Source organism: Faucicola mancuniensis, from assembly GCF_046523945.1.
GTDB classification, from domain to species: Bacteria; Pseudomonadota; Gammaproteobacteria; order Pseudomonadales; family Moraxellaceae; genus Faucicola; species Faucicola mancuniensis.
Genome location: NZ_CP171363.1, coordinates 1797800 through 1817521, shown reverse-complemented (window position 1 = coordinate 1817521; position 19722 = coordinate 1797800). Strand labels below are relative to the sequence as shown.

General features: G+C 39.5%; 19 protein-coding genes and 1 pseudogene. 7 read left to right on the top strand and 13 right to left on the bottom strand.

Annotation, left to right across the window (positions count from 1 at the left end; genetic code table 11):
• Positions 1-53: 53 nt before the first annotated feature.
• From iscU to ACGTJS_RS08990, 3 genes and pseudogenes are all read right to left on the bottom strand, one after another.
• Positions 54-437 (bottom strand): Fe-S cluster assembly scaffold IscU, encoded by a 384-nt coding sequence (iscU, locus tag ACGTJS_RS09000; protein WP_315042752.1) that lies wholly within the window; start codon positions 435-437, stop codon positions 54-56.
• A 187-nt stretch (positions 438-624) separates the two neighbouring features.
• Complete coding sequence (locus tag ACGTJS_RS08995; protein ID WP_315042751.1) at positions 625-1842, bottom strand: IscS subfamily cysteine desulfurase; 1218 nt, start codon at positions 1840-1842, stop codon at positions 625-627.
• 170 nt (positions 1843-2012) lie between these two features.
• Positions 2013-2444 (bottom strand): annotated as a pseudogene (locus tag ACGTJS_RS08990) (Rrf2 family transcriptional regulator); the annotation flags it as partial.
• Positions 2445-2778: 334 nt separating this feature from the next.
• Here ACGTJS_RS08990 and ACGTJS_RS08985 point away from each other — a divergent pair.
• Entirely contained in the window at positions 2779-4557 is a 1779-nt protein-coding gene (locus ACGTJS_RS08985; protein WP_410471817.1) for an acyl-CoA dehydrogenase C-terminal domain-containing protein, read from the top strand.
• 295 nt (positions 4558-4852) lie between these two features.
• On the opposite strand, the gene dcd is transcribed toward ACGTJS_RS08985, so the two are convergent.
• Genes dcd through pnuC form a run of 3 tightly spaced genes read right to left on the bottom strand, consistent with a single transcriptional unit; the run spans position 4853 to position 6743 of the window.
• The gene (gene dcd, locus ACGTJS_RS08980; RefSeq protein ID WP_410471816.1) at positions 4853-5428 is read right to left on the bottom strand and encodes a dCTP deaminase; all 576 of its coding nucleotides are present in this window, start codon (positions 5426-5428) and stop codon (positions 4853-4855) included.
• A gap of 57 nt (positions 5429-5485) precedes the next feature.
• Positions 5486-6055, bottom strand: coding sequence for an AAA family ATPase (locus ACGTJS_RS08975; RefSeq protein ID WP_410471815.1), 570 nt, complete (start codon positions 6053-6055; stop codon positions 5486-5488).
• A 10-nt stretch (positions 6056-6065) separates the two neighbouring features.
• Positions 6066-6743 carry a nicotinamide riboside transporter PnuC gene (gene pnuC, locus ACGTJS_RS08970; RefSeq protein WP_410471814.1) on the bottom strand — a complete coding sequence of 226 codons (678 nt, stop codon included), beginning with the start codon at positions 6741-6743 and terminating at the stop codon, positions 6066-6068.
• 162 nt (positions 6744-6905) lie between these two features.
• Between pnuC and prfA the strand changes: the two genes are divergently transcribed.
• From prfA to lysS, 3 genes are all read left to right on the top strand, one after another.
• A complete protein-coding gene (prfA, locus tag ACGTJS_RS08965; RefSeq protein WP_410471813.1) occupies positions 6906-7985 on the top strand; it encodes a peptide chain release factor 1 in 1080 nt (359 codons plus the stop codon).
• Positions 7986-8257: 272 nt separating this feature from the next.
• Positions 8258-8659, top strand: a complete 402-nt coding sequence (locus tag ACGTJS_RS08960; protein WP_410471812.1) for a type II toxin-antitoxin system VapC family toxin — start codon at positions 8258-8260, stop codon at positions 8657-8659.
• A gap of 30 nt (positions 8660-8689) precedes the next feature.
• Positions 8690-10216 carry a lysine--tRNA ligase gene (lysS, locus tag ACGTJS_RS08955; protein WP_410471811.1) on the top strand — a complete coding sequence of 509 codons (1527 nt, stop codon included), beginning with the start codon at positions 8690-8692 and terminating at the stop codon, positions 10214-10216.
• A gap of 72 nt (positions 10217-10288) precedes the next feature.
• Here the strand turns inward: lysS and ACGTJS_RS08950 are convergent, their stop codons facing one another.
• The gene (locus tag ACGTJS_RS08950) at positions 10289-11941 is read right to left on the bottom strand and encodes a cation acetate symporter (RefSeq protein ID WP_410473252.1); all 1653 of its coding nucleotides are present in this window, start codon (positions 11939-11941) and stop codon (positions 10289-10291) included.
• A gap of 140 nt (positions 11942-12081) precedes the next feature.
• The gene (locus ACGTJS_RS08945) at positions 12082-12429 is read right to left on the bottom strand and encodes a DUF485 domain-containing protein (protein ID WP_410471810.1); all 348 of its coding nucleotides are present in this window, start codon (positions 12427-12429) and stop codon (positions 12082-12084) included.
• Positions 12430-12651: 222 nt separating this feature from the next.
• On the opposite strand from ACGTJS_RS08945, the gene ACGTJS_RS08940 reads away from it, so the two are divergent.
• Both ACGTJS_RS08940 and truD read left to right on the top strand, forming a co-directional pair.
• Positions 12652-13800: a beta-ketoacyl-ACP synthase III gene (locus tag ACGTJS_RS08940; protein WP_315043060.1), complete on the top strand. Its 1149-nt coding sequence runs from the start codon at positions 12652-12654 to the stop codon at positions 13798-13800.
• A gap of 10 nt (positions 13801-13810) precedes the next feature.
• The gene (truD, locus tag ACGTJS_RS08935) at positions 13811-14905 is read left to right on the top strand and encodes a tRNA pseudouridine(13) synthase TruD (RefSeq protein WP_410471809.1); all 1095 of its coding nucleotides are present in this window, start codon (positions 13811-13813) and stop codon (positions 14903-14905) included.
• Between the two features lie 4 nt (positions 14906-14909).
• Here truD and ACGTJS_RS08930 read toward each other — a convergent pair whose 3' ends face one another.
• Both ACGTJS_RS08930 and ACGTJS_RS08925 read right to left on the bottom strand, forming a co-directional pair.
• Positions 14910-16283 (bottom strand): GGDEF domain-containing protein, encoded by a 1374-nt coding sequence (locus ACGTJS_RS08930; RefSeq protein ID WP_410471808.1) that lies wholly within the window; start codon positions 16281-16283, stop codon positions 14910-14912.
• A 159-nt stretch (positions 16284-16442) separates the two neighbouring features.
• The gene (locus tag ACGTJS_RS08925) at positions 16443-16952 is read right to left on the bottom strand and encodes a C40 family peptidase (RefSeq protein WP_410471807.1); all 510 of its coding nucleotides are present in this window, start codon (positions 16950-16952) and stop codon (positions 16443-16445) included.
• Positions 16953-17368: 416 nt separating this feature from the next.
• Here ACGTJS_RS08925 and ACGTJS_RS08920 point away from each other — a divergent pair, with 416 nt between their 5' ends.
• A complete protein-coding gene (locus ACGTJS_RS08920; RefSeq protein ID WP_410471806.1) occupies positions 17369-18253 on the top strand; it encodes a hypothetical protein in 885 nt (294 codons plus the stop codon).
• Positions 18254-18255: 2 nt separating this feature from the next.
• Here ACGTJS_RS08920 and ACGTJS_RS08915 read toward each other — a convergent pair whose 3' ends face one another.
• From ACGTJS_RS08915 to ACGTJS_RS08905, 3 genes are read right to left on the bottom strand one after another with little or no spacing between them, the layout of a single operon-like run.
• Positions 18256-18705, bottom strand: a complete 450-nt coding sequence (locus tag ACGTJS_RS08915) for a helix-turn-helix transcriptional regulator (RefSeq protein WP_410471805.1) — start codon at positions 18703-18705, stop codon at positions 18256-18258.
• A complete protein-coding gene (locus tag ACGTJS_RS08910) occupies positions 18702-18887 on the bottom strand; it encodes a hypothetical protein (protein WP_410471804.1) in 186 nt (61 codons plus the stop codon). The genes ACGTJS_RS08915 and ACGTJS_RS08910 overlap by 4 nt, the downstream gene beginning before the upstream one ends.
• 55 nt (positions 18888-18942) lie before the next feature.
• Positions 18943-19617: a YggS family pyridoxal phosphate-dependent enzyme gene (locus ACGTJS_RS08905; RefSeq protein ID WP_410471803.1), complete on the bottom strand. Its 675-nt coding sequence runs from the start codon at positions 19615-19617 to the stop codon at positions 18943-18945.
• Positions 19618-19722: the final 105 nt, after the last annotated feature.

Below are 19722 nucleotides of genomic sequence, written 5' to 3'. Positions count from 1 at the left end.
CTATCGCTAACCCACCCTACCAATCTAAATTTAATGTTATCAATTACTTACATTTAAGCACTTACTTTGGCTTGATAATCATCAATCGCTGCTTTAATCGCATCTTCGGCAAGTACTGAACAGTGTACTTTTACAGGTGGTAATGCCAATTCTTCGGCGATGTCTTTGTTTTTGATTTCACGGGCTTGGTCTAGGGTTTTACCTTTTAACCATTCGGTAACAAGCGAGCTTGATGCGATTGCCGAGCCACAGCCGTAAGTTTTGAATTTGGCATCTTGAATGATACCATCATCGCCAACTTGGATTTGTAAACGCATCACATCACCACACGCAGGTGCACCCACCATGCCTGTTCCGACATTTTTTGCGTCTTTGTCAAGATTACCGACATTGCGTGGGTTTTCGTAGTGGTCAATTACTTGGTCTGAATATGCCATTTTTATTCTCCGTTAGGTTTGGATTTTTTTACCAAATCTTAATTTATTTTTTAAATATTTTTCACTTTGCTTGCGAAATGCTTGCAGGAATTTTTTAATATTTTGAGTTTTCAAACTTTTTAGTATTGGGCGTATTCAATACGCCCCTACTCGTTTTTGTTTCGTTTTTATTAATCAAAAGTGAAAATTAATGTTCATTCCATTCAACTTTTGACAAATCAACGCCTTCTTTGTACATATCCCAAAGTGGTGATAATTCACGCAGTTTTTCTACCGCACTACGCACTTCTGTTACCACACGCTCAATGTCTTCATCAGTCGTGTAGCGTCCTAAGCTAAAACGGATTGACGAATGGGCAAGTTCATCAGATAGCCCAATCGCACGCAACACATAAGACGGCTCAAGGGTCGCAGATGTACAAGCTGAACCACTTGACACCGCCAAATCTTTTAGCGACATCATCATAGACTCACCTTCCACAAAGTTAAAACTAATGTTTACAATGTTTGGAATACTGTGTTCTAAGTCGCCATTTAAAAAGATTTGCTCTAAATCTTGCACGCCATTCCACAGCTTTTCACGCAGTTTAGCAATGCGAGCTTCGTCTGCTTGCATACGTTCTTTGGCAATGGCAAAGGCTTCACCCATACCCACGATTTGATGAGTGGCAAGCGTGCCAGAACGCATACCACGCTCATGACCGCCACCGTGCATTTGGGCTTTGATACGCACTCGTGGTTTACGGCGAACGTACAACGCTCCGATACCTTTTGGTCCATAGATTTTATGACCGCTAAAGCTCATCAAATCCACTTTCATCTCTTCTAAATCAATTGGCGTTTTGCCTGCTGCTTGTGCCGCATCAACGTGGAAAATAATGCCTTTTTCACGAGTGATTTCGCCAATGGCTTTTGAGTCGGTCAATGTGCCTAACTCGTTGTTTACCATCATTAACGTTACCAAAATGGTATCTTCACGAATGGCATCTTTTACCATATCGGCTGTGATTAAGCCTGTGCCTTGTTGTGGCTCAAGGTAAGTGATTTCAAAACCTTGCGTTTCTAACTCTCGGCAAGTGTCAAGCACCGCTTTGTGTTCAATTTTACTGGTGATAATGTGTTTGCCTTTGGTTGCATAAAACTGTGCTGCACCTTTAATGGCAAGGTTATTTGACTCAGTCGCCCCTGATGTAAACACGATTTCTCTTGGGTCGGCATTGATGACATCAGCGATTTGCTGACGTGCAGTTTCTACCGCTTCTTCGGCTTGCCAACCAAAAGCGTGCGAACGGCTTGCAGGATTACCAAAAGTGCCGTCAAATGTCATGTATTGTATCATTTTTTTGGCGACTTGTTCATCAATCGGTGTGGTTGCGGCGTAGTCTAAATAGATAAGCTGGCTCATGCTGGCACGTTCTCCAATGGTTTAGTTTTTGTGGTCGTTGTATAATTTTTTACAGTCGGATTGACAAGTGATTTTGCGTGCGGTATTGTATCATGATTTTGGCTGTTTTGCTGTACCACTTGCGGATTAAATTTTAATTGAATCACTTTTTCTTCGTCCGTTGCTAACAATTGACGGTCGGCAATTTTACGAATATTGTCATGATGAATTAACTGATACAAAGTTACGCTTGATAAATACGCTTCAATATGTTTTGACAAACCTGTCCACAAATCATGCGTCAAGCACATCGCACCCTCTTGGCAATTGCCCATACCCTCACAGGCTCTGGCATCAACCGACTCATCAACCGCCGCAATGATACTCATCACGCTGATTTGGTCAAGTGGCTTTGCCATACGATAACCGCCAGAAGCCCCACGAGTGCTGGTTACAAGACCTTGCTTACGCAATTTTGAAAATAATTGTTCCAAATAAGAAATGGAAATCTCTTGGCGTTTGGCAATGTCGGATAAAGACACAGCTGTATCGTGCTGGCTATCTTGCAAGGCTAAGTCTAGCAACGCCGTTACCGCATAACGCCCTCGTGTTGTTAATCGCATACAAATTCCCCAGTATTTTGTTATTTGCTAAATATCAAAATAAAAATCAAGTAAAAATGACATTGGCATTGTTATTGGGTGTATTATAAATAATTCCGAGTGATTTAGTCAAGATTAAATCGTCATAAATAAAACCAAAATATTGATTAAAAAAATTTAATCAAATTCAAATTTTACAAAGTTTTTAAAAAAAAATTATCAGAATTATACGTCAAAAAAGCAAAATCCGCATGAATGACTTATAAGTCATAAACCTTTCTACAGTTATCAAAAAAAATACGCTACATTAATATTTTTACCCTACCATTTCAACGCAATTTTAAAGGAAAAAAATATGTCAGTTTATAATGCACCCATTCGTGATATGCAATTTATCTTAAACGATGTCTTTAAAGCCGAAGAATTTTGGCAAAATAATCAACAACTTAGCCACCTTGACAATGACACCGTCAGTATGATTTTGGAAGAAATGTCAAAATTTAGCAAAAATGTGTTATTGCCATTAAACCGCACAGGCGATGAAGAAGGTGCGACTTATCTAGGCGATGGCAAAGTTGCCACACCAAAAGGATTTAAAGAAGCCTTTTCACAATATGCCGAAGGTGGCTGGATTGGCTTGGGTGGCGACCCAGATTTTGGCGGTCAAGGTATGCCAAAAATGGTAACCATGCTGTCTGAAGAGATGGTATTCACCGCTAATCAATCATTTGCCCTTTATCCCAACTTGTCTGGCGGTGCGTGTCTGTGCTTGTATTATGCTGGTTCAGAAGAGCAAAAAGCCACTTATTTGGAAAAAATCTATTCAGGCAAATGGTCTGGCACAATGTGCTTAACCGAGCCACACGCAGGGACGGACTTGGGCATTATCAAAACCAAAGCTGTGCCAAATGATGACGGTTCGTATAGCATTACGGGTACAAAAATCTTTATCACTGCAGGTGAGCATGATTTGACCGAAAATATCATTCACCTTGTTTTGGCAAAAACGCCAAACGCCCCTGAAGGCTCAAAAGGTATTTCGTTATTCGTTGTGCCAAAATTCTTGGTGAATGCGGACGGCTCTGTTGGTGAACGTAACAAGGTACAAGCAGGTTCAATTGAGCATAAAATGGGGATTAAAGCATCTGCCACTTGCGTGATGAACTTTGACGGTGCAAAAGGCTGGATGATTGGTGCGGAAAATACTGGCTTAGCGTCTATGTTTATCATGATGAACTATGAACGCTTGACCATGGGTTTACAAGGCATTGGCGGTGCAGAACTTGCCTACCAAAATGCGGTTGTCTATGCCAACGACCGTGTACAAGGGCGTGCCGATAGCGGTGTCAAAAACGCCGACAAACCTGCCGACAGCATTATCCACCATGCGGACGTTCGCCGTATGTTGTTAAACGCCAAAGTGATTAGCGAAGCGTCTCGTTGCTTTGCCATGTACGTTGCTAAACAACTTGATACTGCCAAATTTAGCGATGATAGCGAAACCGCTAAAAAAGCCAACGACCGTGTCGCCCTTTTAACGCCTGTTGCCAAAGCGTTCTTGACTGACCGTGGCTTGGAAGCGAGTATTGATTGCCAACAAGTGTTCGGCGGTCATGGCTATATCCGTGAATGGGGCATGGAACAAATCGTCCGTGATACTCGTATCTCTCAGATTTACGAAGGCACAAATGGTATTCAATCGCTTGATTTATTGGGTCGTAAAGTTGCCAAAAATGGCGGTGCGTTCGTGACTGATTATGTGAACGAAATCCTTGATTTTGCCAACAACATGACAGCCAATCATGCTATCAAACAAGCCATGATTGACAGTGCCAATAAATTAGCGGATTTGACAAAATCACTGCTTGGTAATTTGGATAAAAAAGACGAAATCAACGGCTGTGCGGTGGATTATTTGCAAGCGTTTGGTTATGTAAGTTTCACTTATATGTGGGGCTTGATGGTGGAAGCGTCAAATGGTAAAGATGGTGAGTTTTATACCAATAAAGCCAAATTAGCCGATTTTTATATCGCTCGTATGTTGCCACGCCTTGATGCTCATATTGCGATGGTAAAAGCCACCAGTCAGCCGATTATGGATTTTGATGTGAGTTTCTTTGCTGTTGGTGAGTGATTTTTGAGAATTTAAGTAAAATAAAAAACCCAATTAATTAATTTAATTGGGTTTTTTATTGTTTTAATTTTTGCTTATTGATTCATACATGACACTAAATTTTGTTTATATGAGCCATTAGCAACATCGGAATACACATCATCAATCACATATTTACCATTTTGCTTAATCATTTTAAAGTCGTTGATAAAATATTCCTTGAAAATTTAATTTATCTAAAGACGAATTGTGTCAGTTTTTAACTCTAACTTATGCAACAAGACTAAATCACACATATTTTTGATGAGCAAAAATTTTAGGTTCTCGGCAACGTTACCCCTGTTTGCCCTTGATATTTTCCACCCCTATCTTTATAAGACGTTTCGCAAACATCATCAGCATCGCTTTGGAAAAACAGCATTTGAGCCACGCCTTCCCCTGCATAAATACGAGCGGGCAAATTGGTCGTATTGCTAAATTCAAGCGTCACATGACCTTCCCACTCTGGCTCAAGCGGTGTTACATTGACAATAATACCACAGCGTGCATAAGTTGATTTCCCCAAACAAATCGTCAAAACATCTCGTGGAATACGAAAATATTCCACCGTGCGAGCCAGTGCAAACGAGTTTGGCGGAATGATACACTCATCACCCACGATATCAATAAAGCTACGCTCATCAAAGTTTTTTGGGTCTACAATCGCCGAATGCACGTTGGTAAACACTTTAAACTCTCTGGCACAACGCACATCATAGCCATAGCTTGACGTGCCGTAACTCACCAATTTTTGCCCAGCGTCATTAAAACGCACTTGACCTACCTCAAACGGCTCAATCATGCCATGTTGTTCAGCCATTTGGCGAATCCAGCGGTCGGATTTGATTGACATAAGTTTTTTCCTTTAATTCATAAAATTTTGGCTATTTTAGCATAAATTTGACACAAATTAATCGCCCATTAAAATCTTTTTTACCTGTGCGATACGTTGTACTCTATCTTCTGTGATAGTGTGAAATTTGATATCATATTGATTTAACACACTTTTTAATTTTTGGTAAATCACATCATGACCGTTTGGCAAATCTCGCATACCGTCCGCCACCCATGCCACGCCACGATTATCGGTCAATAGCACCACATCATAACGATAATGCAAGGCATGATACACGATTTGTTCAGGGCAATCGTGATAGTAAAAATCGGCATACACCATCAGTTGTAGCAGTCCTGTATCACAAAACAAATAATCGTTTGCGTGGACTAACTGTTTGTTTTCGCTATCAATTTGTCCAATAGCAATCGGTAACAAATCATCATATTGACAAATATAGCCTTGGGGCTTTTGTTCAAGATAGGTTCGCATATATTCTTTGACAAAACTTGTGTGAAATTCGTTTGCCAAATCGCTTGCCAACGTGCTTTTGCCTGTACATTCCGCCCCCAAAATCAGCACTTTTTTGACATCGGTGGCGAGTGGTTTTGGCAAATGGTTTGGCAAAGGTGGTAACTGTGGCATGGTTTTTTTCCTATAATTTGCTTTGTTGTTTTAACAATTTTTGCCAACTGATAAAGCCAAAAATCGCCACGATGGTAAACAATAAATATTGCACCGATGTAAAAATCAGCCCTTTGTAAAAATACAATGGCACGCTAATCGCATCAGCAATTATCCACACCAACCAGTTTTCAATTTTGCGTTTTGCCATTAACAGCATGGCGACCAAAAACAACCCTGTGGTAAGCATATCGGTACAATCCGTCCAAACAAAATTTGATAAACCTAAAGTAATATTATCAAAACTAAAATGATTGTTAATGAATGGTTTAAAATAATAAACCACGCCGACAAAGATAAAAGTTGCGATGGCGATTAGGCTTAAAGTTTGCCATTCTTGACTTGTGGTTTTTTCCACAATGACAGTATGGTTTTGATTTTGACGGTTTTTTGTCCAATCCAGCCAGCCATACATGCTCATCGCCGAATAATATGCGTTTATCAGCATATCGCCAAACAACCGCCATTCCCACAGCAAATACACATACAGCCCAGTGCTAACAAGCCCCACAGGAAACACCCACACGCTACCACGCCGAGCAAGCAACACACTCGCCAGCCCAAACACACTGGCAATCAGCTCAAGCGTCATCAATAACGGCGTATAATCTTGGTATTGGGCAAAAAGCCATTGAAAAAACTCGTGCATAGGACGATATCCACAGTTAAAAACACTATTGTAGGGCGAAGTAGCACAGTTGTAAATGCTTATCCCACCTTCACCACAATAATTTTACAAAAATCCATGCAAAATCTTGTAAATTATGGCAAAATAGGCAGTTTATTAAAAACTTATGTTTAAATCATCATTATGAAAGAATCCTTACGTTTTCGCCTTGACCAAATGTCCGACCGTTTTGAAGAAGTAACGGCATTGTTATCCGACCCAGAAACCATGAGCGATAACAAAAAATTTCGTGAATTATCCGTTGAACACAGCGATTTATCCGAGCTTGTGGAAGTTTGGGGGAAGTATTGCCAAGCAGAAGAAGATTTGGCAACGGCAGAAGAAATGCTTGCCGACCCTGACATGAAAGAGATGGCACAAGAAGAAATCCAAACCGCCAAAGCCACGATAGATAAGCTTGAAGACGTGCTAAACGTGATGATGCTCCCCAAAGACCCTAATGACAAAGTGCCTGCGTTTTTGGAAATCCGAGCAGGGACAGGTGGGGACGAGGCAGCGATTTTTAGCGGTGATTTGTTTCGTATGTACGAGCGTTATGCCCAGTCGCAAGGCTGGACGGTGGAAGTCTTATCCGAGAGCGAAGGCGAGCATGGCGGTTATAAAGAAATCATCACTCGTGTGTCTGGCACAGGCGTGTACGGTCGCTTAAAGTTTGAAAGTGGGGCTCACCGTGTGCAACGTGTGCCAGAAACTGAAAGTCAAGGGCGTGTGCATACGTCTGCCTGTACGGTGGCGGTCATGCCAGAGATAGAGATTGATGATACGGTGGAGATTAATCCTGCTGACCTGCGGATTGACACTTACCGAGCGAGCGGAGCGGGCGGTCAGCATATCAACAAAACCGACTCTGCGGTGCGAATTACCCACATTCCCACAGGCACGGTGGTGGAATGCCAACAAGAACGCAGTCAGCACGCCAACAAAGACAAAGCCATGAAAATGCTTGTCTCAAAAATCCAACAAGAAAAAGTGCAAAAGCAAATTGACGCATCAAGCGATATGCGTAGAAACTTGGTGGGAAGTGGCGACCGCTCCGAGCGGATTCGCACTTATAATTTTCCGCAAGGGCGTATGACCGACCACCGCATTAATTTGACTTTGTATAAACTTGACGCAATCATGCAAGGCGATTTGGACGAACTCTTGGACAGCTTGTTGCGTGAACATCAAGCGGATTTGATGGCTAGCGTGAGTGGCGAGTAAATTTAAACAAAAAGGTTAAAAACGCAAATTTTATTAAAATTAAGCATTTGTTTATTATCTACAAGTTTGTTTGCTTGTACAAATCCAATAGAACAAACAAATAACACCCAAGTGGCAAAAATTGAAAAACCTAATCTTGCCAATGTTGAAATAAAATCGCTGAAAGCTACCCAATCAGAAACCGAAATTTGTCAAAAATTGGTTGTTATGGATTGGTAAAAAATGGAAAAACAGATGGTATTATGTGTGTGGATTAATCTTAAGGTGAAACTATGGAACAAGTAATTAGCACTAAGCAAACACAAAACAATTTTTTGTCAATCAATGATGGTAAAAAAATTTCTCCAAAAACAAAAGCGTTATTGGAAGATACTGATAACGAATTGTATTTTAGTTTGGTCAGTATTTGGGAATTAACCATTAAATCATCTTTAAATAAATTGGATTTTCCTGTTGATATTGAAAAAGTGAGATTAGGACTGTTAAAAAACGGTTTAAAAGAAATAACAGTTAATGTCAAACAAATTTTAGAAATAAAGCAATTACCCCACATTCACAAAGACCCACTTGACCGTTTATTAATCGCTCAAGCTAAGATTGAAAATTTTCATTTTTTAACCGTTGATGAAAAAATTATTTTATACCCATTTGATTTTATTATTAACGCAAACTAACTTTTAATTGTTAAAATTTAAGGTAACAAAATGTCAAACCAAAACCAAACCCCAAATCAAGACGAAATTCAAACCCAAGAAGACGTAAACGAACTTATCAAACAACGTCATCACAAACTTGACTTAATCAAACAATCGGGCAAAAATCCCTACCCAAACCAATTCAAACGTGAAGATTACTGTGGTGACTTGCAAGCCAAATTTGACGGCAAAAGCAAAGAAGAAATTGAATCTGCCGACCATGTTTCTGTTAAAGTCGCAGGTCGTGTCATGCTAAATCGTGGCTCGTTTATCGTCATCCAAGATATGACTGGGCGTATCCAACTATATGTGGACAGAAAAAACCTAGACGCTGACACGCTTGCGGTCATCAAAAGTCTAGACTTGGGCGATATTGTGGCGGTTGCAGGCTATATTGGACGTTCAGGCAAAGGCGATTTGTATGTGCATATCACCGAGCTTGAACTTTTGACCAAATCTTTACGCCCATTGCCAGACAAATTTCATGGACTTGCTGATACCGAAGCCCGCTATCGCAATCGCCACATTGATTTGATGATGAACGAAGAAACTCGCAAAACCTTTATTATCCGCAGTCAAGTCATTGCAGGGATGCGTGCCTTTATGCTTGGCGAGCGTTTTATGGAAGTAGAAACGCCGATGATGCACGTTATCCCTGGTGGTGCGGTGGCTCGTCCGTTTATCACGCACCACAACGCCTTAGATATGCCGTTGTTTTTGCGTATCGCTCCAGAGCTGTACCTAAAACGCCTTGTCGTGGGCGGTTTTGAGCGTGTGTTTGAGATTAACCGCAACTTCCGTAACGAAGGCGTTTCCGCTCGTCACAACCCAGAATTTACCATGATTGAGTTTTACCAAGCCTATGCCGATTATCAAGACTTGATGAAACTGACCGAAACTATGTTTGAAAAATTGGCGACTGATATTTTAGGCACGACCGAACTTGATTATCAAGGTGAAGCGATTAGCTTTAAAGCCCCATTTGCACGTTTGCCAATGACAAAAGCCATTGAAATGTATGCTGAAAATTTTGACATGACAAAAATCAACGACCGTGAATATTTGGCAGACTATGTACAAAATGTGCTAAAAGAAGAAGTTAAAGACATTTTTGGTATTGGTAAATTGCAAACGATTATTTTTGAAGAAACGGCAGAAACTAAGCTCCGTCAGCCGACTTTTATCACCGAATACCCTGCCGAAACATCGCCACTGGCTCGCCGTAATGACGAAAATCCAGAAATTACCGACCGTTTTGAGCTGTTTATCGGTGGGCGTGAGATTGCCAACGGCTTTAGCGAATTAAACGACCCAATTGACCAAGACGAACGCTTTAAACAACAAGTAGCCGAAAAAGATGCAGGTGATGATGAAGCCATGCACTATGATGGCGATTATATTGAAGCGTTGAATTATGGCTTGCCACCAACGGCAGGGGAAGGCATTGGTATTGACCGCTTAGTCATGCTACTTGCCAATGCACCAAGTATTCGCGATGTGATTTTGTTCCCGCATATGCGTAGAAAAGTTGATTAATATTATAGCCATTTAAAAAAGCCCTAATATCACATTAGGGCTTTTTTATTTCACAATTTAAAGGACTAACAATTAATGGTCAGACGCTTTTGCTGCTCCAATCCCTGTCAATGAACGTACATATTGCGCATCAAATCCGTCTTTGTCAATCGCGGCTCGTGGTGATGAATCAGTTTTTGACACAATCCACGATACAAAAAACGCAATTGGCATACTAAAAATAGCAGGATTTTTGTATGGGAAAATCGCACTTTCATGATGTAGCACATCTACCCAAACCGTTGGACCTAGCACGATTAACACCGCCGCTGTTACCAAACCTGCAAAACCACCCATTACCGCACCTTTGGTGGTCAAACCACTCCAGAACATTGACAATACCAACACAGGGAAGTTTGCCGATGCTGCCACAGCGAACGCCAAGCCCACCATAAAGGCAATGTTTTGTTGTTCAAACGCAATGCCCAAAATCACCGCAATCACACCCAAAGCCATCACAGTACGACGAGAAACTTTTAGCTCATCTTCATGGCTTGCTTTGCCTTGTTTAATCACTTCAGCATAAATGTCATGACTAACCGCTGATGCACCTGATAGCGTCAAACCTGCAACTACCGCTAAAATCGTGGCAAAGGCAACTGCCGAGATAAAGCCCAAGAACATATTACCACCAACCACTTCTGCCAAATGGATTGCCGTCATGTTGCTACCGCCAATCATTTGCACGACTTCTTTGCCGTCTTTAACAACCGTTTCAAAGAAATGTGGGTTATCTTTGGTAACGAGCAAGATACCACCAAAACCAATGACAAAGGTTAATAGGTAAAAATAACCGATAAATCCTGTGGCAACCAGCACCGATTTACGAGCTTCTGCCGCATCAGGCACAGTAAAGAAACGCATCAAAATATGTGGCAAACCTGCTGTACCAAACATCAAAGCTAAGCCTAAAGACACCGCATCAATTGGGTTTGACGCAAGGCTACCAGGCGCCATGATTTTTGTGCCTTTTTCATGAATAGAAGTCGCTTGTCTAAATATCTCTTCTGGGCTAAATCCAACGTGGTATAATACCGAAATTGCCATAAATGACGCACCAGAGAGCAAAAGTACCGCTTTGATAATTTGTACCCACGTGGTCGCAAGCATACCGCCAAACAGCACATAAGCCATCATCAAAATACCAACGATAATCACCGCCCAAATATACGACAAACCAAACAATAATTGAATAAGTTTACCTGCACCCACCATTTGAGCAATCAGGTATAATAACACAACAATCATCGTGCCAGACGCTGCAAAAATACGCACAGGTTTTTGGGCAAAACGATAAGACGCTACGTCCGCAAAGGTAAATTTACCCAAGTTACGCAACCGCTCAGCAATCAAAAACAGCACCAAAGGCCAACCAATTAAGAAGCCTGTTGAGTAGAGCAAACCGTCATAACCGTTGGTAAATACCATTGCCGAAATACCCAAGAATGACGCCGCCGACATAAAGTCGCCTGCAATCGCCAAGCCGTTTTTAAAGCCAGAAATACCACCACCAGCGGTATAAAAGTCGCTAGTGGTTTGGTTTTGTTTTGATGCCCAGTAGGTAATACCCAGCGTACCCAACACAAACAGCACAAACATACCAATGGCGGCAACATTTAGCGGTTGTTTTTGTACTTCACCGCTAATGGCATCAGCAAAACTTCCATGGCTAATACACATCGCCATGATAAATGAAAATAAACGAATAACGTGTCTTTTCATAAAACATACTTATTTAAAACTATATTTATAAAAACTTAACAATATAAAGACACTAATCTTAATTATCAAGCCAACCAAATAAAAAGACTACAATTAAAAATCGATTAATGAGCGTTTGTGACCACAGGGGCTTTATCCACCGATAAATCTAAATCGCTGATAACTTTTTTGGTTAAATCATCAAATTCGCCATTGGCTTTATAAATATAAATGACAGTGATGACAAAGGCAAACAAAATAACAAACACGCCCCAATAAATACCGACAGTCGTAACTTTACCAGCACCCACAGGGGTTGCAAATAGCTCTGGCATTGTGCCAATCATAATAATATAGCTAAAATAAACAACCAAGGTTAAAATAGTAAAAACTGTACCCAGACGAGATTTTTTGGCTTCCATCAGTTTAAATGATGGGTGATTTTTGATTTGGTCAAGTTGATTTTCGTTCATACCAAGCTCCTTGCAAAAAAAACGAAAGGCGAAAAGTTCCCTTGTAACTTAATGTAAACTATTTTTGCTAAATTAACAAGTATCTTTACAAAAATTTTGATAATAAATTTCTATTTTTCAAAAATTTGAAATATTTTGTAACAATATTCGCAAATTTAAAAAAAAACAGGCATAATATACTACCATTTTCACTTTTATCATTTTTTTCAAAAGGAATAAATCATGACAATTTGCCTTACCGCAACAGGACTTTACACCCCACCGTTTAGCATTAGCAACGAAGAGTTGGTAACAGCGTTTAATCAATATGTGGACAATTATAACGCTGAAAATGCCGAAGCCATCGCCAAAGGCGAAAAAGTTGCATTAGAGCATTCATCAGCCGAATTTATTGAAAAAGTATCTGGCATAAAATCACGCTATGTTACTGAAAAATCAGGGATTTTAGACCCAAAAATCATGTCGCCGATTATCCCTGCTCGCAAACTTGGTGAAGAGCTGTCCATCATGGCGGAAATGGGCGTAAAAGCCTTAAACCAAGCTCTTGACAATGCAGAATTAAAAGGCGAAGAACTTGATGCGATTATTGTCGCCAGTTCAAATTTTCAACGTGCCTACCCTGCCATTGCCATTGAAATTCAGCACGCCATCGGCATGACAAAAGGCTTTGCCTATGATATGAATGTGGCATGTAGTGCGGCGACCTTTGGTATCGCCCAAGCGATTGGCTCAATCCAAGCAGGGCTTGGCAAACGCATAGCCGTGTTAAATATTGAAGTTACCACCGCTCATGTAAACTGGCGAAATCGTGATAGCCACTTTATTTTTGGTGATGTGGCGACCGCCAGTATCATTGAAGAATGTGGCGATTCGCCAAAAGGCTACGAAATCATCAATAGCAAACTTTACACCCAGTTTTCAACCAATATCAAAAACGAGTTGGGCTTTTTAGACCGTGCCGAATCATTGGCAAGCGACAAACCACTGTATCATGACTTAAACGAGCCTGTTACTGACAAATTATTTTTGCAAGAAGGGCGAAAAGTATTCAAAGAAGTCTGCCCTGCGGTGTCAAATTTGATTAACGAGCATTTAAAAGAAAACAATTTGCAAGGCACTGATGTCAAAAAAATGTGGCTACACCAAGCCAACATTAATATGATTGACTTGATTTTGCGTTCGGTAGTCGGCAAAGATGCGGACAAATCACTCGCCCCAACCGTTATCCAAGAATACGGCAACACCAGCTCAGCCAGCCCAATGATTGCCTTTCACAAACACCAAGAAAATATGCAATCAGGCGATTTGGGCGTGATTTGTTCATTTGGGGCAGGTTATTCTATCGGCTCGGTTTTGGTTAAAAAAGTGTGATAACACGCAAATGACAACCACAAAACCAACACAACTGGGTGCAAAGGCGTTACCAAACCCTTATGCACCCAGTATCCAATCGGCGATTTACAGACAAAAGCCCAGTGATTTTATTGTTAATGAAATCATGCACATAGATTTTGCCAATCAAGGTGAACATCTTTGGCTACATTTACAAAAAACCAATCTTAACACCCAATATGTTGTCAAGCTTTTGGCAAAATGGGCGAATATTCCCACCAAAGACATTGGTTTTTCAGGGTTAAAAGACCGCCATGCCATCACAAGCCAATGGTTTAGTTTAAGAATTCCAAAAAAACAAGCCCCTAGCCAAGATTTGTTAGATTTTGTCAAAAATGATTTGCAAACTAATGAAAATATTCATATTTTGGCAACGCATTGGCACGATAAAAAACTCAATCGTGGCACGCACAAATTTAACCAATTTATTATTACCTTGCAAAATATTGTTGGCAATCATGCAGAAATTGACACACAATTAACGCTTATTAAACAACACGGTGTGCCAAATTATTTTGGTGAACAGCGTTTTGGGCGAGATGATGGTAATCTTGAACAAGCGTTACAACTGTTTGAAAATAAAACCATTTTTGGTAAAAAAATCCACCCAAAAAAAGACAAAGACCGTATCAGCCTTTATTTGTCATCTGCCAGAAGTGAACTGTTTAACGCCATTTTGGCAAAACGTGTCCGAGAACAGACTTGGCAAATGCCAATGTTGGGCGATGTGATGAATTTGGCAGGCAGTCAAAGTATTTTTGTGCCAACGCAGATTGATGATGAGATTATCCAACGGATCAATCTTGCCGATATTCATTTGACAGGGGCGATGTGGGGCGATGGTGAGTTATTAAGTTTTGGTGCGATTAAAACACTTGAACAAAGTGTGATTGATAATAATCCAACGTATCAAATTTTGGCAACAGGTTTGGCAGAATTTGGCTTAAAACAGCAACGCCGAGCGTTACGGTTATTGCCTAGCGATTTTGATTGGCAATGGCTTGATGATAACAGTTTGCAGTTAGATTTTAAATTGCCGACTGGGTGTTTTGCCACGACTGTTTTGGCGTGTTTGATGAATTGATAAATCAAATATTGTCGGTAAATTGCATGGCTTTGGCGGTAATGACTTGATTTCTACCTGTGATTTTGGCTTTGTACATGGCTTCGTCAGCACGATTCACCAGTTTATCAAATACCACTGGTAAATCTAACAACACTGATGTTTGTTTTCGCAAATAATATAAAAAATCAAAATACGGCATTTGTAATGCGTACTCGCTTTGACGATAGAGTGTCGCTATGCCGAGACTTGCGGTTACTTTTAGGTGATGTTGATTGTGATTTAAGGCGATGTGGGCGTTATCCGTTAAGATAATCGGATACATTTCAATATGTTTGCGAATATTTTGTGCCAGTTCTGCAACTATCTGTTTGTCGCTATTTGGCACAATCACAACAAATTCTTCGCCCCCTAACCTACCTAAGATTGCATGGTTTGGCAAAAGATTTTCTACCACTTTGACCGCATTGACCAATACTTTATCACCGATTGGGTGTCCAAAAGTGTCATTGACCTGTTTAAACTTATCCAAATCAAAATAAATCACACTCACCGATGACCAACTGTTACGATAATCCCACAAATAATCAAAATAGGCATAAATGCTACGCCGATTGTACGCCCCTGTCAACGCATCAACTTCGGACAAGCGATAAATGGTATCCTCCTGTAACTCAAGCACTCGCAATACTTGGGCAACGCTCAATACTGTTAGCGTAATTTTTGTTACTGACAAATAAATATGACTGACTTTCCAAAGTGGGTGCGTTGCTGATTCAGCTGATGGATACAAACTTGGTAACGAAGCAATATAATTAAACTGTTGGTTTAACAAAAAAACCACCAACATCAACACCGCAATAATATACACTGCCAAAATAAATCGCCAACGCAATAACAACAGCCCTAACACCATGCCACCCAAAAACATAATACTCACAGCACTGGTATTTTCGCCAAATCCCATGGTAAACATCAAACCATAAGACAAATACATCATCACATACGCACCCTGTAGCCACAGCCAACGTTTGCTATTTTCAGGGATATTTAACACAGCAGCAATAGTTAATATAGACAGGCTAAACAATGCCAACGCAAATGTCGCCATTGATAACAACATATCATCGGCAACAATATTGGATATACCTACGACATATTTTTCGGCATTGAGCATAAACATATACCAACCGCCATGCAAAAACAGCTCAATCATAGTTAACAGCACAAACAAAATAAACTTGTCTGTTTCGCTTGCCTTGAGTTGTCCTGATAAAGTATTTGGATTTTGCCATCTTTTTGGTAACAAATAAAAAACCGATGCCAAATGTGACCAAAACGCAACCACACCTGTCGCTTTGGCAGAAGAATTTTGGACTTGGGGAATATTGGCAGACATGATACAAAGTAAAATAATTAAAAACCAAAATTATAATTAATTTTACTTAAAAATACACGCAATATCAGTAAAAATTTTGACAAACGCATAAAAAAAACAGACAAATGCCTGTTTTTTTTGTAAATTATCAAACTTTTATGATGTGAACAATCAGAACAATTAAGATTCCAATACTCGGCGAGCAGTTACAAAGCGATTGCCCCAATATTTTGAATCCATGCTAGTAATCTCTACTGTTTTGCCTGTTGATGGTGAATGGATAAATTTGCCTTCGCCCACATACATACCCACATGTGAAATACGGCTGCCGCTATGTGCAAAAAACACCATATCGCCCACTTGTAACTCATCACGAGACACCTTATTACCGACCAACGCCATATCACGAGAAGTACGTGGCAAAGTTACCCCTGCATTTTTGAACACATATTGCATAAAACCACTGCAATCAAATCCGCTTGGCGTTGTGCCACCAAAGCGATATGGCGTGCCAATCAATGATTTTGCTTTTATCAACAAACCTTCAGCAGTGCTTGACGTTTGATTTTGTATGGTGGTGATTTTTTCCAATAAACTATCAACCTTGTCATTTGCCATTGCAGTCGCTGGCATCGCACTGAACATCACACAAGGTACAATCGTTAGCAAAGTTTTTTTGATAAAAGTCATAATCGGCTCGCTTAACATTTTATCCGTATATCGTCTGTAAAAAGTTATTAACATGAACAAAAAAGTAAATATAAGGATAAAAAATTTAATAAAACAATCTATACAAAATGGTAAATTTGATTACATAACATCTCATTTGGTTACATAATCATAAAATTTCGGCTATGATACCAACAAAATGTCCAAAATTTGGATATCTTTTTCATTTAAAATGTTAAAAAATATTACAATGTAACCAAATCCCTCTACGGAAAGCTAACAGAAAGTTCACAGTAATAATACCGTAACAAAAATATAACTTTAAAAAACTTTTGTTGATTAATTACAAAAACCCCCTAGAAAAAAATGCCAAAATTTGTCATGATAGACATTATTCAGTTGTATATTTTTTAACCAATTCTTAAATTTTTCTTACCATGTCAAAAAATCTTTTATTACCTTACCCAATTTTTGTCTTTTTATTTGCCTTTTTTTGTCAAATTCAGCCGAGTTTTGCTATTAATGTTCAACAACTATCCAATCTTTACCCTGTAGACAAAGATTTAATCAGTCGTGGCAATTTGCAACTTGCCAACAAAAATCAAGTAAATTACCATTATGAACAAATCAGCTTAAACGGAAAAGCCTATCAAATCGGCATTTTTGAAAAACAACCGATTGGTAAAGTGCGGTATTTGGTGGTGCATGATTCTGAAGATGCCAGTTTTGACAGTGGTTTGCAGAGCCTTGTCAATCATGGCGGACGTATGGTGGTGCTAGAAAATCACGAAAAACGTGGGCTTTACGACCAAATCAGCCAATCCGAAACCAAAATTGACCCCAATCGTATCTTTTTTTATGATGAAAATAATCCGCTTGATGAGCAAGATTTGTATTTATTTTCACAATATATTTTAGAAAAACTGAATTTAAAATCAGATAGTTTGTTGTTGGCATTGCATAATAACAGCCGTTACAGCCGTTTTGGGCTAAATTTTATTGATGAATTGGGCGATATTCGTGTGGCGTGTCGTCATGATAGAGAGCAAAAAAATTTGTTTTGGTTTACCCAAAATGATTTTAAAAATTTTGATAAAAATCAATTGATTAACAATATTTGTCAAAATGATTTTAATGTGGTGGTTGAAAATGTTGGTGAAATAACGGACAAATCTTTATCAAATTTCACCCATTTTCATGACATTGATTATGTCAATATTGAGATAAAAATGGCTAAAAAAGGCAACGGCAAAAGCGAAATGGACACAAAAAACGCCCAAATTCGTTATATCAATTTTTTGTTAAAATCGTTAGAAAAATAAATTTAAAATGCAACGGCAACTTGTGCAACATCATAATCGGCTTTGGCTAACTTGCCTTCTTTATATAGCCAATTTGCTACATCTTGCCAACGGTACAGGGCTGAAGCGGACGTAATGCCATACATCGGTTTGGGAAAGTCTGTTTTGCCCCGTTTGTTTTTGGCATAATTTGTCATGGTCATGCGAGAGACACCAATTTTGTTTGCCATTTCTGCCAACGTGCTAAACCCACTTTCTTGCACTGCTAAATCATAAAATCCTGCTAAATGAATGTCTTGTATGGCGGTTTTAATGGCTTGTTCGGCGTTGTCTGCTTCTCGGTCAAACTCTAAATATGGCACGTCATTATAATAACAAAGTAGTGCGTCATCACAGCCTGCTTCAAATAATTTGTCTTCTATTTCATCAAGTTGGTTATCACGAATGACGATGGTAAAATGGTATGTATTCATTCATTTTCTCCATTATTTTCAATAACTTGATTATCACTTTGGCATTGACTGACCTTTCTGATAATTTGTTTGGCATGATTTTCTGGATTTTTTGGCGTACTCCAAATACCCATCTGATGTTCAGAATGTCCAAGCACGCAACGCAATCTACAAAAAGCATGAGCGGATTTTCCTGTTTCCACATACTCTCCATTTGTTCAAAATATTATAAACCAAGTATTTACAACTGTAAATAGACTAGCTATAATCCCTCGCCCCAAAAATCGCCGTCCCCACTCTTACAATAGTTGAACCTGCGTCAATCGCTTGAGCCATATCGCCACTCATCCCCATTGACAGCGTATCCCAATCTTGCGGATTGGCGTGAAATTGGCGATTTTTGTCAAATAATTGTTTGGTTTTGACAAATGCCGTTTCGCTGTTTTTGGCAGGGATAATCATCAGCCCACGCAACACAATATTTTCTAATTGGCTAATTTTTTTGACCAATTCAGTCAATTCTTCTGGCTGACAGCCTGATTTAGTGTCTTCATCGTCTATGTTAATTTGGATACAAATGTTTAATTTTGGCAAATTTTTTGGGCGTTGTTCGTTTAACCGTTCGGCAATAATCAACCTATCCACGCCATGCACCCAGTCAAAATGTTCGGCTAAATCTTTGGTTTTGTTACGTTGAATGTGTCCGATATAATGCCAAATGAGCGGTTTGCCGTTGGCAGTTACATTTTTTAATTCGTTGATTTTGGCAATGGCTTCTTGTACATAATTTTCGCCAAAATCGCTTTGCCCCACACCTGCCAGTGTTTTTATCATCTCGCTTGGCTTGGTTTTTGATACGGCAAGCAGGGTGACATGATTGGGGATTTGCGATTTGATTGCTTGATAATTGTTGATTAATTGTTGTTCGTTCATCACATTTTCTCTTTTGCTAAAAACTTTGAACAATTTTATCAATTCAAGCTATAATAGCAACTATTTAACACACTTTTTTTGATAAGTTGTTAAAATCCCAAAACT

Excerpts from the sequence above, each read along its gene's own strand:
- iscU (WP_315042752.1), bottom strand. The coding sequence starts at position 437 with ATGGCATATTCAGACCAAGTAATTGACCACTACGAAAACCCACGCAAT.
- ACGTJS_RS08995 (WP_315042751.1), bottom strand. The coding sequence starts at position 1,842 with ATGAGCCAGCTTATCTATTTAGACTACGCCGCAACCACACCGATTGAT.
- ACGTJS_RS08985 (WP_410471817.1), top strand. The coding sequence starts at position 2,779 with ATGTCAGTTTATAATGCACCCATTCGTGATATGCAATTTATCTTAAAC.
- dcd (WP_410471816.1), bottom strand. The coding sequence starts at position 5,428 with ATGTCAATCAAATCCGACCGCTGGATTCGCCAAATGGCTGAACAACAT.
- ACGTJS_RS08975 (WP_410471815.1), bottom strand. The coding sequence starts at position 6,055 with ATGCCACAGTTACCACCTTTGCCAAACCATTTGCCAAAACCACTCGCC.
- pnuC (WP_410471814.1), bottom strand. The coding sequence starts at position 6,743 with ATGCACGAGTTTTTTCAATGGCTTTTTGCCCAATACCAAGATTATACG.
- prfA (WP_410471813.1), top strand. The coding sequence starts at position 6,906 with ATGAAAGAATCCTTACGTTTTCGCCTTGACCAAATGTCCGACCGTTTT.
- ACGTJS_RS08960 (WP_410471812.1), top strand. The coding sequence starts at position 8,258 with ATGGAACAAGTAATTAGCACTAAGCAAACACAAAACAATTTTTTGTCA.
- lysS (WP_410471811.1), top strand. The coding sequence starts at position 8,690 with ATGTCAAACCAAAACCAAACCCCAAATCAAGACGAAATTCAAACCCAA.
- ACGTJS_RS08950 (WP_410473252.1), bottom strand. The coding sequence starts at position 11,941 with ATGGCGATGTGTATTAGCCATGGAAGTTTTGCTGATGCCATTAGCGGT.
- ACGTJS_RS08945 (WP_410471810.1), bottom strand. The coding sequence starts at position 12,429 with ATGAACGAAAATCAACTTGACCAAATCAAAAATCACCCATCATTTAAA.
- ACGTJS_RS08940 (WP_315043060.1), top strand. The coding sequence starts at position 12,652 with ATGACAATTTGCCTTACCGCAACAGGACTTTACACCCCACCGTTTAGC.
- truD (WP_410471809.1), top strand. The coding sequence starts at position 13,811 with ATGACAACCACAAAACCAACACAACTGGGTGCAAAGGCGTTACCAAAC.
- ACGTJS_RS08930 (WP_410471808.1), bottom strand. The coding sequence starts at position 16,283 with ATGTCTGCCAATATTCCCCAAGTCCAAAATTCTTCTGCCAAAGCGACA.
- ACGTJS_RS08925 (WP_410471807.1), bottom strand. The coding sequence starts at position 16,952 with ATGACTTTTATCAAAAAAACTTTGCTAACGATTGTACCTTGTGTGATG.
- ACGTJS_RS08920 (WP_410471806.1), top strand. The coding sequence starts at position 17,369 with ATGTCAAAAAATCTTTTATTACCTTACCCAATTTTTGTCTTTTTATTT.
- ACGTJS_RS08915 (WP_410471805.1), bottom strand. The coding sequence starts at position 18,705 with ATGAATACATACCATTTTACCATCGTCATTCGTGATAACCAACTTGAT.
- ACGTJS_RS08905 (WP_410471803.1), bottom strand. The coding sequence starts at position 19,617 with ATGAACGAACAACAATTAATCAACAATTATCAAGCAATCAAATCGCAA.